General features: G+C 70.1%; 12 protein-coding genes and 1 other RNA gene. 11 read left to right on the plus strand and 2 right to left on the minus strand.

Features of this window, described 5'->3' with window-relative positions:
* Positions 1-242 precede the first annotated feature (242 nt).
* Complete coding sequence (locus ACTMTU_RS23430) at positions 243-1,010, plus strand: hypothetical protein (RefSeq protein WP_441265454.1); 768 nt, start codon at positions 243-245, stop codon at positions 1,008-1,010.
* Between the two features lie 113 nt (positions 1,011-1,123).
* Here ACTMTU_RS23430 and ACTMTU_RS23435 read toward each other — a convergent pair whose 3' ends face one another.
* Positions 1,124-1,309, minus strand: a complete 186-nt coding sequence (locus tag ACTMTU_RS23435; protein ID WP_441265455.1) for a hypothetical protein — start codon at positions 1,307-1,309, stop codon at positions 1,124-1,126.
* A gap of 247 nt (positions 1,310-1,556) precedes the next feature.
* On the opposite strand from ACTMTU_RS23435, the gene ftsE reads away from it, so the two are divergent.
* The 5 genes from ftsE (at position 1,557) to ssrA (ending at position 5,432) form a co-directional block, all read left to right on the plus strand.
* Positions 1,557-2,246: a cell division ATP-binding protein FtsE gene (ftsE, locus tag ACTMTU_RS23440; RefSeq protein WP_005316903.1), complete on the plus strand. Its 690-nt coding sequence runs from the start codon at positions 1,557-1,559 to the stop codon at positions 2,244-2,246.
* Between the two features lie 32 nt (positions 2,247-2,278).
* Entirely contained in the window at positions 2,279-3,196 is a 918-nt protein-coding gene (ftsX, locus tag ACTMTU_RS23445; RefSeq protein WP_005316905.1) for a permease-like cell division protein FtsX, read from the plus strand.
* A gap of 67 nt (positions 3,197-3,263) precedes the next feature.
* Complete coding sequence (locus tag ACTMTU_RS23450) at positions 3,264-4,421, plus strand: S41 family peptidase (protein ID WP_441265456.1); 1,158 nt, start codon at positions 3,264-3,266, stop codon at positions 4,419-4,421.
* Between the two features lie 18 nt (positions 4,422-4,439).
* On the plus strand, positions 4,440-4,919 hold the full coding sequence (gene smpB, locus ACTMTU_RS23455) for an SsrA-binding protein SmpB (protein WP_441265457.1): 480 nt from the start codon (positions 4,440-4,442) through the stop codon (positions 4,917-4,919).
* Positions 4,920-5,062: 143 nt separating this feature from the next.
* Positions 5,063-5,432: a transfer-messenger RNA gene (gene ssrA, locus ACTMTU_RS23460) on the plus strand.
* Positions 5,433-5,459: 27 nt separating this feature from the next.
* On the opposite strand, the gene ACTMTU_RS23465 is transcribed toward ssrA, so the two are convergent.
* The gene (locus tag ACTMTU_RS23465) at positions 5,460-6,806 is read right to left on the minus strand and encodes an MFS transporter (protein WP_441265458.1); all 1,347 of its coding nucleotides are present in this window, start codon (positions 6,804-6,806) and stop codon (positions 5,460-5,462) included.
* Between the two features lie 82 nt (positions 6,807-6,888).
* Between ACTMTU_RS23465 and ACTMTU_RS23470 the strand changes: the two genes are divergently transcribed.
* From ACTMTU_RS23470 to ACTMTU_RS23490, 5 genes are all read left to right on the plus strand, one after another.
* Positions 6,889-7,854 (plus strand): LysR family transcriptional regulator, encoded by a 966-nt coding sequence (locus tag ACTMTU_RS23470; protein WP_441265459.1) that lies wholly within the window; start codon positions 6,889-6,891, stop codon positions 7,852-7,854.
* A 158-nt stretch (positions 7,855-8,012) separates the two neighbouring features.
* On the plus strand, positions 8,013-8,669 hold the full coding sequence (locus ACTMTU_RS23475) for a hypothetical protein (RefSeq protein ID WP_441265460.1): 657 nt from the start codon (positions 8,013-8,015) through the stop codon (positions 8,667-8,669).
* 69 nt (positions 8,670-8,738) lie between these two features.
* On the plus strand, positions 8,739-10,859 hold the full coding sequence (locus ACTMTU_RS23480; protein WP_441265602.1) for a glycosyltransferase: 2,121 nt from the start codon (positions 8,739-8,741) through the stop codon (positions 10,857-10,859).
* Positions 10,856-11,989, plus strand: a complete 1,134-nt coding sequence (locus ACTMTU_RS23485) for an acyltransferase family protein (RefSeq protein ID WP_441265461.1) — start codon at positions 10,856-10,858, stop codon at positions 11,987-11,989. The genes ACTMTU_RS23480 and ACTMTU_RS23485 overlap by 4 nt, the downstream gene beginning before the upstream one ends.
* A 105-nt stretch (positions 11,990-12,094) precedes the next feature.
* Positions 12,095-13,459 carry a nitrate/nitrite transporter gene (locus tag ACTMTU_RS23490; RefSeq protein WP_441265462.1) on the plus strand — a complete coding sequence of 455 codons (1,365 nt, stop codon included), beginning with the start codon at positions 12,095-12,097 and terminating at the stop codon, positions 13,457-13,459.
* The last annotated feature ends 75 nt before the right edge of the window (positions 13,460-13,534 follow it).

Below are 13,534 nucleotides of genomic sequence, written 5' to 3' on the forward strand. Positions count from 1 at the left end.
CCGCCCAGGGGGCGGCAGTTCCCTTTTATGTCACAGTTGCATCCCCGCAGGTCAGGCAACTGACAGCATTTCGGACATCGCGCCCGCTAACGACCTTGACGCCCTTGCCAGAACTGGGAAAGGTGGCACGCGGCATGCGTAATTCTGGGGCGTGTGCGAACGGGGGCGAGTGCAACGGCTCCTGGACCCGCTGCCCCTGACGCTGCTCCGACAACGAGATAGCTACTGGGGGTAGCAGCCAGATGACCAAAAAGACGCGGATCCGTGTCGCACGTATAGCTGCCGGCGCCGTGATCGCCGCGGGTGCGTCGCTGACCGCCGCAGGCGCCGCGCAGGCGTTCGACCTGACCGGCTCGGCCGAAGTCGGTGGCATCGAGGCCGACGTGAACGTCGGCATCCTTGAGGACCCGGAGCCGCCGACCTGCGAGATCGACCCGACGCTCTGCACCACGCCGCCGGTGGACCCGCCGACGACCCCGCCGGTGGACCCGCCGACCACGCCGCCGGTCGACCCGCCGACGACCCCGCCGGTGGACCCGCCGACCACGCCGCCGGTCGACCCGCCGACGACCCCGCCGGTGGACCCGCCGACCACGCCGCCGGTCGACCCGCCGACGACCCCGCCGGTGGACCCGCCGACCACGCCGCCGGTCGACCCGCCGACGACCCCGCCGGTGGACCCGCCCACGACCCCGCCGGTCGACCCGGACCCGTCCGAGGACCCGACCGAGAACCCCGACCCGAAGCCGAGCAACCCGGGCAACGGCGACGGTAACGACAACGACACCGACGGTGGCGTCATCGACGGTGACGCTCCGGTCGGTGACGGTACCGACACCGACAGCGCCGGTTCCGAGCCGGTGCAGCAGGGTGAGGCCAAGGAGGAGCTGGCCGAGACCGGCGCCGCCGAGACCACCTTCCTGCTGCTGGGTGCCGCGACGATGATCGCCGGGGGCGTCGGTTTCCGCATGCTGCCGCGTCTCGTCGGTGGCGGTCGCACCGTCGCCTGATCGGGCACAGTGCGTAACTGACAGCTGACAGCTGGCAAAGAAAAGGACCCGGAGTGCTCAGCACTCCGGGTCCTTTTGCCGTTCTTCCGCTTCGGCCGACCGGCAGGGCGTGCCTAGACCGCCAGCAGGGCCACCGCGGCGACCAGCACCACCAGAAGGGCCAGCAAGGCCACCGGGCTCAGGCCGGCGAAGGGGCCGCCGCTCTGCTGCAGCCGCTCGCGATTCGCCCGACACACCGGGCAGCGGCCCTCGGCGACAGGCGCCGCGCAGTTGGCGCACACCAATCGGTCATAGGTCATGCGCTCTCCTCTCCCGCGCCGGGGCCGCAGGCGCGGACCGCAAGCACATTTCTCTCCGGACAACGCCCGGGGAAACGCGACTGTTCCCCTACCACTGTGCCAGCTCCCGCGCTTTTCGTCGCGGCCCGCCGGATTTGCCCCCGATCGATGAACGGACAAAATACGCAAGTCAGGACGGGGACTGCGCGGCCGTGGCGCAGTCGCGTAAGGTCACGCTCACCTACTCCCGGCCGACCGTGGTGCACCCGTGATCCGATTCGACAACGTCTCCAAGACATACCCCAGGCAGAACCGACCTGCTCTGCGGGACGTCTCCCTCGAAATCGAGAAGGGCGAGTTCGTCTTCCTCGTGGGCTCTTCCGGTTCGGGCAAGTCGACGTTCCTGCGGCTGGTCCTGCGTGAGGAGCGCGCCAGTCAGGGCATGGTCCATGTCCTGGGCAAGGACCTGGCCCGGCTCTCCAACTGGAAGGTGCCTCAGATGCGCCGCCAGCTGGGCACCGTTTTCCAGGACTTCCGCCTCCTGCCCAACAAGACCGTCGCGGAGAACGTGGCGTTCGCCCAGGAGGTCATCGGCAAGCCGCGTGGCGAGATCCGCAAGGCCGTGCCCCAGGTGCTCGACCTCGTCGGGCTCGGCGGCAAGGAGGACCGGATGCCCGGTGAGCTGTCCGGTGGTGAACAGCAGCGCGTTGCCATCGCCCGCGCCTTCGTCAACCGCCCCATGCTGCTCATCGCGGACGAGCCGACAGGAAACCTCGACCCGCAGACCTCTGTCGGCATCATGAAGCTGCTCGACAGGATCAACCGCACGGGCACCACGGTGATCATGGCGACCCACGACCAGAACATCGTCGACCAGATGCGCAAGCGCGTCATCGAGCTCGAGAAGGGCCGTCTCGTACGCGACCAGGCGCGCGGCGTCTACGGCTACCAGCACTGAGCCCGGACAGACTGAAAGGCTGAAAGCACGCCATGCGCGCCCAGTTCGTCATGTCGGAGATCGGCGTCGGTCTCCGCCGCAATCTCACGATGACCTTCGCGGTGATCGTCTCCGTAGCCCTCTCGCTCGCCCTGTTCGGCGGCGCGCTGCTCATGCGTGAGCAGGTCAGCACGATGAAGGACTTCTGGTACGACAAGGTCAACGTCTCCATCTTCCTCTGCAACAAGAACGACGCGGCGACCTCGCCCCAGTGCGCCAAGGGGGCCGTCACCACCGCGCAGAAGGAGCAGATCGAGGCCGATCTGAAGAAGATGGACGTCGTCGACGTGGTCCACCACGAGACTGCGGAACAGGCGTACAAGCACTACCGCGAGCAGTACGGCGACACTCCCATCGCGTCCACCATCACCCCGGACCAGATGCAGGAGTCGTTCCGGGTGAAGCTGGACGACCCGGAGAAGTACAAGGTGGTGGCGACCGCCTTCGCCGGCCGGGACGGGGTGCAGTCCGTCCAGGACCAGCGCAACATCCTGGAGAACCTCTTCTCCCTGATGAACGGCATGAACGTGGCCGCCATCTTCGTCATGGGCCTGATGCTGATCATCGCGCTGATGCTCATCGTCAACACGGTGCGCGTTTCTGCGTTCAGCCGTCGGCGTGAGACCGGCATCATGCGGCTCGTCGGCGCCTCGAGCTTCTACATCCAGATGCCGTTCATCATGGAGGCCGCGTTCGCGGGCCTGTTGGGTGGTGCGGTCGCCTCCGTGATGCTGCTGGTGGGCCGTTACTTCCTGATCGACCACGGCCTGGCGCTCTCCGAGAAGATGCAGCTGGTCAACTTCATCGGCTGGGACGCCGTGATCACCAAGTTGCCGCTGGTACTGGCGATCGGGCTGCTGATGCCCGCTGTGGCTGCTTTCGTCGCATTGCGCAAGTACCTGAAGGTGTGACAAGCACCCCGGGCGCCGTGCGGTCAACCTCCGTACGGCGCCCTTTGCTTGTCCTAGACTCGGCGTCATGTCGGACCCCGAGTTCAGTCCCCGGCCCCACGGCATCCGCCGCGGGGCCGCGCTGACGTTGGCCTTCGGAGTCGTCCTCGCCACCGCGGCGGCCACCAACTGCCTGCCGCACGACGAGCCGGCCTCGCCCCGTCCGCTCTCCGCACATGCCGCCGCCGCGACGGTGGACCGTGAGGACGTCGCCCGCGCCGCCGCGAAGGCCGCGGCGGAAGGGAAGTCGGGCACCAAGGCGGCGGAAGAGGTCGTCAGCCGCAGCGGCGACCGCTGGGGCGCCGTCTACGACAAGCACGAGTACGAGGAGTTCGCCAAGGCCCTCGACGGGGAGTACACCGGCGTGGGCCTCGGCGCGAGACGCGCGGCGGACGGCCGGGTCGAGGTGGCCAGGGTGCAGCCGGGCAGCCCCGCCGAGCGGGCCGGGATAAAGCCCCGCGACCGGCTCCTCGCGATCGACGGCCGTGACACCGCCCGGCGGCCGGTCACCGAGGTCGTGGCCCTGCTCAGGGGCGCCGACGGCACCGCTGTGACGGTGGACCTGGAGCGTGACGGGCACCGCTGGTCCGAGACCCTGACGCGCGCCCTGCTGACCACGGAGACGGTCACCGTGGACCGTCTCCCCGACGGCGCCGTGGTGATCAGGGTCTCCTCGTTCACCAAGGGCACCGGGGAGCGGGTGCGCAAGGCCGTGCGCGAGGCTCCCGCGGGCGCCGGGGTCCTGCTCGATCTGCGCGGCAACGAGGGCGGCCTCGTCTCCGAGGCGGTCACCGCGGCGTCGGCCTTCCTCGACGGCGGCCTCGTCGCCACCTACGACGTGCGCGGCGAGCAGCGCGCTCTCCATGCCGAGCAGGGCGGCGACACCGACCGGCCCGTCGTCACACTCGTCGACGCCGGCACCATGAGCGCCGCCGAGCTCGTGACCGGAGCACTCAAGGACCGTGGCCGTGCGGTCACGGTCGGCACGCGGACCTTCGGCAAGGGCTCGGTGCAGATGCCGAGCAGGCTGCCCGACGGCTCAGTCGCCGAACTCACCGTCGGTCACTACCGCACTCCGTCCGGTCACAGTGTCGACGACAAGGGCATCACTCCCGACCTCGTGACGGCCGAGGGGGCCGAGAAAAGGGCCCGGACAGTATTGAGTGGCCTCGGGGGCGGGTCGTAGTGCGAAAATGTCCGCACTATGGCTAAGGAAACAGGGCGCAAACTGATCGCGCAGAACAAGAAGGCCCGGCACGACTACCACATTCTCGACACCTACGAGTGCGGTCTCGTGCTGATGGGTACCGAGGTGAAGTCGCTGCGCCAGGGCCGGGCCTCGCTCGCGGACGGCTTCGTCCAGATCGACGGCAACGAGGCATGGCTGCACAACGTCCACGTGCCGGAGTACAGCCAGGGCACCTGGACGAACCACAGCGCACGCCGCAAGCGCAAGCTGCTGATGCACCGGGAAGAGATCGACAAGCTGGAGTCGAAGTCGCAGGAGACGGGGCACACCATCGTGCCGCTGGCGCTGTACTTCAAGGACGGCCGGGCGAAGGTCGAGATCGCGCTGGCGAAGGGCAAGAAGGAGTACGACAAGCGCCAGACGCTGCGCGAGAAGCAGGACCGTCGCGAGGCCGACCGCGCGGTGTCCGCCGTCCGCCGGAGGCAGCGGGCCTAGCACGCGACCGGCACCGGCCGCGGCCGTGCGGAATAAGCTGGCACCGGCCTGTGTTGTTCACGTACGATGGCACCTGCCCCGCCAAGCAGGGGTCGGGCCCCGCAAGGGGCCTTGAGCGGTACAACTCAATAGTGGTCAAGCATGGGGATGATCGGTTTCGACAGCGGATGTCGAAGCAGGGGAAGCGTGTCGAGGAAGCGGCAATGATCTCGTAAACCATATGTCGCAACCAATAATCGCCAACACCAAGCGCGATTCCTTCGCCCTCGCTGCCTAAGTAGCGACTCGCGAAGTGTCAGCCCGGGGCTGTTCCCGACCCGGATCCTGGCATCAGCTAGGGAACTAAACCTACGAACCCGGTCACGGGGTGCGTAGGGAAATCAAACAGTGACTGAGCCCGTCGGAGACTTGTCCGCGTGATCTCCGGGGCTGAGAAAAGCGCAGCGGACTGCACACGGAGAAGCCCTGATTCTGCACCGTTGGACGCGGGTTCGATTCCCGCCATCTCCACTCATCCCATGTACGACGAAGGCTCGGCGGCTACGGCTTCCGGGCCTTTTTCGTGTCCTCGGCCGTCGCCCACGCCAGTACGAGCGCGAGCGCCGCGGCGCACACCGGGATCGCGTAGCCCTGAGCCGCACCCAGATGCTCCACCACGTACCCGCCGCTCGCCGAGCCGGCCGCGACGCCGCCGAGCAGAGCGGTGACAGCGAGGGTCATGCCTTCGTTGATCTGCGCCTGCGGGGTCAGCCGCTGGACCATGGTCATCGCCGTCACCATCGTCGGGGCCGTCGCCATCCCGGCGGCCAGCAGCGCCCCCGCCACCGCCGGCAGCGACCCGGTGCCCACGGCGGCGAGCAGCGGCAGCGACATCAGGGCCGCCATCGCGGCGAGGCAGATGGGCAGGCCCGCCGCGCGGCGGGACCGGCCGTAGAGCAGGCCCGCGGCGCAGGACCCCGCCGCCTGGAGCGCGAGGACCGGACCCGCGACCGGGCCGTCGGCGAAGGCGATGGTGACGACCTCCATCGAGCCGAAGACCGCGCCCGTGGCGAGGAGGACGAGGAGCAGCGCGGGCATGCCGGCGGTCCGCAGCGGCGAGCCGGCCGGGACCCGCGGGGCGACCGGCGGCTCCGTGGAGCGCCGGCTCGCGAAGATCAGCACGCCCGTCAGCAGCAGGACCGCGCCGACCAGCGTGCCTGCCTCCGGGAAGAGCGCGGAGCAGAGGAACGCGGCCACAACGGGGCCGAGCATGAAGCAGAGTTCGTCGGCGGCCTGCTCGAACGAGTTCGCCGTGTGCAGTGCCGCCGCGTCGCCCCGGTACAGATGCGCCCAGCGGGCACGTGACATGCCGCCGGTGTTGGGGGTGGTGGCGGTGGCGGCGTAGGCGGCGAAGAGCGTCCAGTCGGGCGCGTCGAGGCGTACGCACAGCAGCAGGGCGAGCGATCCGAGGACCGCCAGGGCCGTGGCGGGGACGGCGATCCGCGCCTGTCCGTACCGGTCGACGAGCCGCGCCGTCCAGGGAGCGACCAGCGCGGTGGCGGCAAGGCCGGTCGCGGTGACGGCCCCGGCGAGGGCGTAGGAACCTCGGGACCCGGCGATCATGATGACGGCGCTGACGCTGAACATCCCCATGGGGAGCCGGGCGACGAGGTTCCCGGCGGTGAAGGCGCGTGTGCCCGGTACGGAGAACAGCCGCCGGTAAGGGCCCTGCGGCCGGCCGGTCGGGGCCAAGGCCGCCGTGGGCGAGCCGGTCCCGCGGCGCGGCGCGAGCACCAGCGAGTCGCCGGTGACCGCGAGCAGGGGCGCGCACGCCGTGTCCCCGGAGCGGGCGGGACGGGACGCGGGGGAGCGGGGCACGGCTGGAGAGGGCGTGGCTGGCCTGGGCATGGCTCCACCCTCGCCGCCGCCCCCGCGGCCCGTCCAACACCTGCTCGGTGGCCGTTCACGCACCTGTGTTGTTGAATGCGCTGTGCCCCGTGATCTGGAACCCAGGCTGCTCCGCGCGTTCGTCGCCGTCGCCGACGAGCTGCACTTCACCCGCGCCGCCGCCCGCCTCTACGTCGCCCAGCAGGCCCTGAGCCGTGACGTCCGGCGGCTGGAAAGGGAGTTGGGCGTCGACCTGTTCGTCCGCACCACCCGGCAGGTCGCCCTCACGGCCGACGGCGAGCGGCTGGTTCCGTATGCGCGGAGGGTGCTCGAGACGCAGGACGAACTGCTCGCCGCCGCCTCCGGCGCCGCGCGGCCGCTGCTCGTCGACCTCAACAGCGCGGGCATGACCTCGGGCCGGATCCTGGAGCGCGCCCGTGAACTGGCCCCCGACTGCGAGCTGATGGCCCGTTTCGAGAGCGGGCTCACCGGAGCCGCCGACGAGATCGCCGCCGGGCGTCTCGATGTCTCCTTCGGCCGGTTCGCCGGCCTGGACGCCGGCCGGCAGGCGCTGCTCGCCCAGCAGCCCGTACGGTACGAGCCGATGGCGGTCCTGTTGCCCGACGACCATCCGCTGGCCCACTCCGACCGGATCGAGTTGAACGCACTCGCGGGTGAGACCGTATATGCCGGTGCGGGCAACCCCAGGACGCTGGAGTGGACGGAGCTGGCGCGGCTTCTCTTCGCGGGCCGCGGTATCGCCGTGGCGCCGCCGGCACCCATGGCCGTGGGGGTCGAGGAGTTCCGGCGGGTCATGGCGAAGACCCGCAACCCGGTCCTCGCGGTCGTGGGCTTTCCGGCCATGCCGGGGACGGTCCTTCGGCCGATAGTCGACCCCGTTCCGCTGTCGCCGCTGTCGATGGTCTGGCGTGCCGGGCTGCGGCATCCCGGTCTCGACGCGCTGCGGCGTGCGGCGGCCGAACTCGCCGCGCGCGAGGGGTGGCTGAAAAGGGTGCCCGACGGGTGGTTGCCGGAACGTGATATGTCGCTGATGTGTGACAACCGCTGAGCGTGGCGCGCGACGTGCAGCAGGTTGCGCTACATTCATGGACCGGGTGAGTGAGTGGGATAGAAGCGCTCGGAGAGGGTTGGGGACCCGAATTCGAACGCGGCCGGCCGGTTGTGCGCGCACCCGATTCCAGTCAGTGGGGGGATGTGCCACCAGCCATGGAAAATTGGCAAGAAGACATCGGTACCGGTCACACGCACGAACCGCACGAGGTGACGATTCAACTCGACGGCCTCGGGCGGAAGTTGCGCGATCTTCCGGTGGAGCCGATCGCCCCACAGGACAGCGCGGAGGGGCCTGTCTTCGTCGACGAGAGCGGCCGGCGCAGCAAGAAGTTCCGCCGTATCGGCTGGGTCCTGGCCGCCGCGTGCGCCGTCTACGCGATTACGCTCGTCGCCGCCCTCCTCGGCGGCAACTCCAGCGCGCCCTGGATGCCGGGCCTCGGTTCGGCCGGGGAGAAGCAGCCCGAGCACGTGGAGATCCAGCCCGCGCCCACCGACCTCGTGTCCACGGTGCCCACGCCGAACGCCCCACCGGGCGTCCCGGCCCCCTCCGACTCCGCCGGCGCGGCCCTGCCGGTGCCGTCGGGCAGCGCGGGCGTCAGCAGCCCGCTGCCTGACGTGCCGCCGTCCGTCTCGACGTCCACCACCCCCCAGCAGCCGTCCCGCGGGCCGGGTACCACCGGCCCGGCCGCGAGCCCCGGCGCACCCCGCAACAGCGCTCCGGCCCCGGCCGTCAGCCCTCCCACGGGCCCCGGTACCTCCGTGGCGCCCAGTGATACTCCCGGACAGCCCGTGCAAGAAGGCGCACTGTAGATGACCATCCCCGTCCCAGGGGCTCCGCGACGGCGGAGCCCCAAGCGCGTCGTACGCCGCAGACTGCCCATGCGCTATCTGCTTCCCGTGCTCTTCCTCGTCGCGCTGCTCGCGATGCTGATGCTGCGCGGCTATGTGCACAGCGAGATCCTCGCCGACCACCGCGTCCGGCCCCCGGCCCCCACGGACCAGGTCCCCCAGCACATACTCGACGGCGGACCCGTCATCGACGCGCGCGACAAGCACAACCCCAAGGCGCTCAGCGTGCCCGACCAGCGGCTCGTGCTGACCTTCGACGACGGCCCGGACCCAGTCTGGACGCCGAAGGTCCTCGACGCCCTCGCCCGGTACGACGCGCATGCCGTCTTCTTCGTCACCGGCACCATGGCCTCGCGCCACCCGGACCTGGTCGAACGAATGGTGCGCGAAGGTCACGAGATCGGCCTGCACACCTTCAACCACCCGGACCTGTCCTTCCAGTCCACCGACCGTATCGACTGGGAGCTGTCGCAGAACCAGCTGGCGCTCGCCGGCGCCGCGGGCATCCGCACCTCCCTCTTCCGTCCCCCGTACTCCTCCTTCTCCGACGCCCTCGACAACGAGTCCTGGCCGGTCACCCAGTACATCGGCACCCGCGGCTACATCACCGCCTTCAACAACACCGACTCCGAGGACTGGAAGCGCCCCGGCGTCGACGCGATCATCAAGCGCGCCACCCCCGAGGGCACCCAGGGCTCCATCGTGCTGATGCACGACTCCGGCGGCGACCGCTCCCAGACGGTCGCGGCCCTGGAGCGCTTCCTGCCCGACATGAAGGAACGCGGCTACCGGTTCACCAACCTCACGGAGGCGCTCGGCGTGCCCAGCGCCCACAGCCCGGTCACCGGACCGGAACTGTGGAAGGGCAAGGCCTTCGTCGGCGCCGTCGCCGTCTCGGAGAACACCACGGAGGTCATGGTCGTCGGGCTCGCCGTGATCGGCGTGCTGGTCTTCGCCCGCTTCGGGCTGATGCTGATCCTCTCCTTCGCGCACGCCCGCAAGGTGCGCCGGAAGGGATTCAGCTGGGGGCCTCCCATCACCCGGCCGGTGTCCGTGCTGGTCCCCGCGTACAACGAACGCGAGTGCATCGCCAACACGGTCCGCTCGCTCATGGCGAGCGACCACCCCCTCGAGGTCATCGTCATCGACGACGGCTCCAGTGACGGCACCGCCGACATCGTCGAGGCGATGGGCCTGCGCGGCGTCCGGGTCGTAAGGCAGCCCAACTCGGGCAAGCCCGCCGCCCTCAACAACGGCATCAGGAACGCCCGCTACGAGATCGTCGTCATGATGGACGGCGACACCGTCTTCGAGCCGTCCACCGTCCGCGAACTCGTGCAGCCCTTCGGCGACCCCCGCGTCGGCGCGGTGGCCGGCAACGCCAAGGTCGGCAACCGCGACACGCTCATCGGGGCCTGGCAGCACATCGAGTACGTGATGGGCTTCAACCTCGACCGCCGCATGTACGACCTGCTCGGCTGCATGCCCACCATCCCCGGCGCCGTCGGAGCCTTCCGCCGCACCGCCCTCGAGCGCGTCGGCGGCATGAGCGAGGACACCCTCGCCGAGGACACCGACATCACCATGGCCATGCACCGCGACGGCTGGAGGGTCGTCTACGCGGAGAAGGCACGCGCCTGGACCGAGGCCCCCGAGTCCGTGCAGCAGCTGTGGTCCCAGCGCTACCGCTGGAGCTACGGCACCATGCAGGCCATCTGGAAGCACCGCCGTGCCCTCGTCGAGAAGGGGCCCTCCGGCCGCTTCGGCCGGGTCGGCCTGCCCCTGGTCTCCCTGTTCATGGTGCTCGCCCCGCTGCTCGCGCCGCTGATCGACGTCTTCCTGCTGTACGGGCTGGTCTTCGGCCCGACGCAGAAGACCATCGCCGCCTGGCTCGGCGTACTCGCCATCCAGGCGGTCTGCGCCGCCTATGCCTTCCGGCTCGACAAGGAACGCATGGTCCACCTCGTCTCCCTGCCGCTGCAGCAGATCCTCTACCGCCAGCTGATGTACGTGGTCCTCCTCCAGTCCTGGATCACCGCGCTCACCGGCGGCCGGCTGCGCTGGCAGAAACTGCGGCGCACCGGGGCCGTCGAGGCCCCCGGAGTCGTCCAGCAGCGGCAGCGCGCCGGGGAGCGGAGGCCCGTCGCATGACCCCGTACACCTCACCGCAGACGGCGCCGCCGCAGTCGGGGGGCACGTCCCCGGTGCCCGCGGGCGGCCGGGACCGCTACTTCGACCTGCTCCGGGCGCTCGCCCTGTTCCGGGTCGTGCTCTACCACCTGGTGGGCTGGGCCTGGCTGCCGCTCGTCTTCCCGTCCATGGGCGTGATGTTCGCCCTCGCCGGGTCACTGATGGCACGCTCCCTCGCCCGGCCGGCGTTCGAGGTGATCCGCAGCAGGGTACGGCGGCTGCTGCCGCCGCTGTGGGTGCTGGGAGCCGCGGCGGTCACCGCGATGATCGTCGAGGGATGGCGCCCCGGACCCTCCGCGGTCTTCTGGCTCCTGCCCTTGAGCGACCCGCCGTTCCTCGCCGCCGGGTGGGCCGGCGACCTGGCCGAGCCGCTCTGGTACCTGCGCGCCTACCTGTGGTTCGTGCTCCTGTCGCCGCTGCTGCTGCGCTGCCTGCGCAAGCTGCCGTGGGCCACCCTCGCCGCGCCGCTCGCCCTGTCCTTCGGGCTGGCCGCCGGGTACCTCTCCATGCCGGAACGCATCGACTCGGCGCTCACCGACTTCACCACCTTCGGCGCCTGCTGGATCCTCGGCATGGCCCGCCAGGAGGGTGTCCTGGCCCGCCTGCCGCGCTACCTCGTGCCCTCCGTCGCGCCGTTCGTCATGCTGGCCGGTATCTGGTGGGCCCGCCGCAACGGCTTCGGCTCGGGAGCCGAGCTCGACGGCATCCCGCCGGCCGACGCCCTCTGGTCGCTCGGCGCGGTGATGCTGCTGCTGCACTTCAGTCCGTCGTGGGAGTCGTGGCCGCCGAAGCTGCGGCAATGGGACAGCCTGATCACGCTCCTCAACGCGCGGGCGGTGACCGTCTACCTCTGGCACAACGTGTGCATCCTGGGCGCGGCGGCGCTGTGGGACGCCATGTGGGACGTCGACCTCCTCGCGGAGCAGGCCCCCTGGCTGCTGGAGAGCTGGGTACCGGTGCTGCTGCTCGCCTGGGCGCTGATCGCGGGGTGCGTCCTGGTCTTCGGCTGGGCCGAGGACCTCGCCGCCAAGCGCCGGCCGCGGCTGTGGCCCAACGGAGAGCCACGGCGGCGCCGCTCACACACGGCCTGACCGACGGGTGAGAGCAAGGTTTCGCGCCGGTCACCTCCTGGCACCGGCCTGAAACCCGCCGTCCATAACGTCGCTTCCACGATCGGAAACAGGTGGAGGCGCGTGATGGCAGGCCGATGGATCGAAGAGTGGGACCCCGAGGACGAGACCTTCTGGCGGACCAAGGGGGAGCGGGTCGCACGGCGCAACCTCGCCTTCTCCGTGCTCAGTGAGCACATCGGGTTCTCCATCTGGAGCCTGTGGTCGGTGATGGTCCTCTTCATGGGGCCCGAGTATGGGGTCGACCCCGCCGGCAAGTTCTTCCTGATCGCCACGGCGACCGTCGTCGGCGCGGTGATCCGGGTGCCGTACACGTTCGCCGTCGCCAAATTCGGCGGCCGGAACTGGACGATCTTCAGCGCCCTGTTGCTGCTGCTCCCCACCGCCGCGGCGTACCTGGTGATGGAGCCGGGCACCTCGTACACGACGTTCCTCGCCGTCGCCGCCCTCACGGGTGTCGGCGGGGGCAACTTCGCCTCGTCGATGACGAACATCAACGCCTTCTTCCCGCTGCGCAAGAAGGGCTGGGCGCTCGGCCTCAACGCGGGCGGCGGCAACATCGGCGTTCCGGTCATCCAGCTGGTCGCGCTGCTGATCATCGGTACGGCCGGCGCGGCCCACCCGCGGCTGGTGCTCGGCATCTACCTGCCGCTGATCATCCTCGCCGCGCTGTGCGCCGCGCTGTGGATGGACAACCTCGCCCCGGTGAAGAACGACACCGGCGCGGCGATCGACGCGGCCAAGGACGGCCACACCTGGATCATGGCCTTCCTCTACGTCGGCACCTTCGGCTCGTTCATCGGCTACAGCTTCGCCTTCGGCCTCGTGCTGCAGACCCAGTTCGGCCGCACCCCGCTCCAGGCGGCTTCCCTGACCTTCATCGGCCCGCTGCTCGGCTCCCTGATCCGGCCGCTGGGCGGTGCGCTCGCCGACCGCTTCGGCGGGGCGCGCATCACGCTGTGGAACTTCGTGGGCATGGCCGCCGCGACCGCCGTGGTCATCGCCGCCTCGGTGCAGCAGTCCCTCGCCGTGTTCCTCGTCGGATTCATCTCCCTGTTCGTGCTCAGCGGCCTCGGCAACGGCTCGACGTACAAGATGATCCCCGGCATCTTCCAGAACAAGGCGCTCGCCAAGGGCATGACCGGGGAGACCGCGGCCGCCTACGGGCGCCGGCTCTCCGGAGCCTCGATGGGACTCATCGGCGCGGTCGGCGCCGTCGGCGGGCTCGCCATCAACCTCGCCTTCCGGCAGTCGTTCCAGACTGCGGGCACCGGAACCGCCGCCTTCGTCTCCTTCCTCGCCTTCTACGCGGTCTGCTCGGTCGTCACCTGGGCGGTATACCTTCGCCGGCCCGTCGTGGTGCCGGTCCGCGACGGGCAGACGGGGACCGAGGCCGAAGCGGGCGCCGAACCGGTCTACGCCCGGGTCTGAGCGAGCGGAGTACGTAACGACGGTGAAATATGAGCGAACCGGGCCTGTCACGCGCCTTTGACAGGCTCGGTCGCC

It is taken from the genome of Streptomyces sp. OZ13 (assembly GCF_052068155.1).
GTDB lineage: Bacteria > Actinomycetota > Actinomycetes > Streptomycetales > Streptomycetaceae > Streptomyces.

What these genes read in the sequence shown, in the direction of transcription:
- ACTMTU_RS23430 (WP_441265454.1), top strand. Translation starts at nt 243, where the DNA reads ATGACCAAAAAGACGCGGATCCGTGTCGCACGTATAGCTGCCGGCGCC.
- ACTMTU_RS23435 (WP_441265455.1), bottom strand. Translation starts at nt 1,309, where the DNA reads ATGACCTATGACCGATTGGTGTGCGCCAACTGCGCGGCGCCTGTCGCC.
- ftsX (WP_005316905.1), top strand. Translation starts at nt 2,279, where the DNA reads ATGCGCGCCCAGTTCGTCATGTCGGAGATCGGCGTCGGTCTCCGCCGC.
- ACTMTU_RS23450 (WP_441265456.1), top strand. Translation starts at nt 3,264, where the DNA reads ATGTCGGACCCCGAGTTCAGTCCCCGGCCCCACGGCATCCGCCGCGGG.
- smpB (WP_441265457.1), top strand. Translation starts at nt 4,440, where the DNA reads ATGGCTAAGGAAACAGGGCGCAAACTGATCGCGCAGAACAAGAAGGCC.
- ACTMTU_RS23465 (WP_441265458.1), bottom strand. Translation starts at nt 6,806, where the DNA reads ATGCCCAGGCCAGCCACGCCCTCTCCAGCCGTGCCCCGCTCCCCCGCG.
- ACTMTU_RS23475 (WP_441265460.1), top strand. Translation starts at nt 8,013, where the DNA reads ATGGAAAATTGGCAAGAAGACATCGGTACCGGTCACACGCACGAACCG.
- ACTMTU_RS23480 (WP_441265602.1), top strand. Translation starts at nt 8,739, where the DNA reads ATGCGCTATCTGCTTCCCGTGCTCTTCCTCGTCGCGCTGCTCGCGATG.
- ACTMTU_RS23485 (WP_441265461.1), top strand. Translation starts at nt 10,856, where the DNA reads ATGACCCCGTACACCTCACCGCAGACGGCGCCGCCGCAGTCGGGGGGC.
- ACTMTU_RS23490 (WP_441265462.1), top strand. Translation starts at nt 12,095, where the DNA reads ATGGCAGGCCGATGGATCGAAGAGTGGGACCCCGAGGACGAGACCTTC.